Source organism: Streptomyces sp. MnatMP-M17, from assembly GCF_900091995.1.
GTDB lineage: Bacteria > Actinomycetota > Actinomycetes > Streptomycetales > Streptomycetaceae > Streptomyces.
This window is the reverse complement of the sequence record NZ_FMDK01001082.1, coordinates 1-1,546: the sequence shown is the minus strand read 5'-3', so window position 1 is coordinate 1,546 and position 1,546 is coordinate 1. Positions and strand designations below refer to the sequence as shown.

At 74.0% G+C, this 1,546-nt stretch carries 2 protein-coding genes; both read left to right on the top strand.

The window, feature by feature from the left end; genetic code table 11:
- Positions 1–794 (top strand): Rossmann-like and DUF2520 domain-containing protein (locus GA0115259_RS36195; RefSeq protein WP_093604691.1); only part of this gene is annotated, 794 nt, incomplete at its 5' end.
- Positions 791–1,546: pantoate--beta-alanine ligase (gene panC, locus GA0115259_RS36190; RefSeq protein ID WP_093604689.1), on the top strand; the 756-nt coding region annotated here is incomplete at its 3' end. The genes GA0115259_RS36195 and panC, both read left to right, overlap by 4 nt.

Below are 1,546 nucleotides of genomic sequence, written 5' to 3'. Positions count from 1 at the left end.
GGCGGGCGGCGGCCCTCCTTCCCGACGTCCCGATGGTCACGCCCGCCGAGGTCCTCGCCCGCGCCGAGCTGGTGCTGCTGACCGTTCCCGACGACGCGCTGCCGCGTCTGGTGGAAGGGCTCGCGGAGACCGGTGCCGTACGGCCGGGACAGCTCCTCGTCCACACCTCGGGACGGTACGGCGCCAGGGTGCTCGATCCGGCCCTGCGCGCCGGTGCCCTGCCGCTCGCCCTGCATCCGGTCATGACCTTCACCGGCTCCTCGGTGGATGTCCAGCGGCTGGCCGGCTGCTCCTTCGGCGTCACCGCGCCCGAGGAGCTGCGCCTGGCCGCGGAGGCCCTGGTCATCGAGATGGGCGGCGAGCCCGAGTGGATCGCCGAGGAGTCGCGTCCGCTCTACCACGCGGCGCTGGCGCTGGGCGCGAACCACCTGGTCACGCTGGTCGCACAGTCGATGGAGCTGCTCCGTACGGCCGGTGTCGCCGCGCCGGACCGGATGCTGGGCCCGCTGCTGGGCGCCGCTCTGGACAATGCCCTGCGCTCCGGTGACTCCGCCCTGACCGGCCCGGTCGCGCGCGGTGACGCGGGCACGGTCGCCGCGCACGTCGCCGAGCTGCGCAAGCACGCGCCGGGCGCCGTCGCCGGATATCTCGCCATGGCCCGTACGACCGCGGACCGCGCGCTGACACATGGACTGCTCAAGGCGGAGCTGGCGGAAGACCTCCTCGATGTCCTCGCCGACGGCGACAGCCTCGGCGACACCCGTGGCGGAGGCACCGGCGGTGGCGCCCGATGAGCCTCGCACTCGCCGCCACCCGCGCCGAGCTGGACCGGCTGCTCGATCAGCACACGGGCGGCGGTCCCACCGCCGTCGCGATGACCATGGGCGCGCTGCACGAAGGGCACGCGAGCCTGATACGGGCGGCCCGCGCCCATGTCGGAGCCACGGGCTTCGTCGTCGTCACCGTCTTTGTCAATCCGCTCCAGTTCGGCGCGGGAGAGGACCTCGAACGGTATCCGCGCACGCTCCAGGCCGATCTGAAGATCGCCGAGGCGGCCGGCGCCGACGCCGTGTTCGCGCCGTCCGCCGACGAGGTCTATCCCGGCGGTGCCCCTCAGGTCACCATCGCCGCGGGCCCCATGGGCGAGCGGCTCGAAGGCGCCTCACGGCCCGGCCACTTCGACGGAATGCTCACCGTCGTGGCCAAGCTGCTGCACCTCACCCGGCCCGATGCCGCCTTCTTCGGCCGCAAGGACGCCCAGCAGCTCGCGCTGGTCGGCCGGATGGCCCGCGATCTGAACTTCCCGGTCGAGATCATCGGCGTACCGACCGTCCGTGAGGACGACGGCCTCGCGCTCTCCAGCCGTAACCGCTATCTCTCCGTGCCCGAGCGCCGCACCGCCCTCGCTCTCTCCCGGGCCCTCTTCGCCGCCCATGACCGTCTCGGCGCGCTGTACGCGCTGCGCGCCCGCGCCGAGTACGCGCCCGCGCCCGGTGCCCGAGCCGCCGCGCTCTCCGCGCTCGGTGAGGCCAGGCTCGCGGCCGAC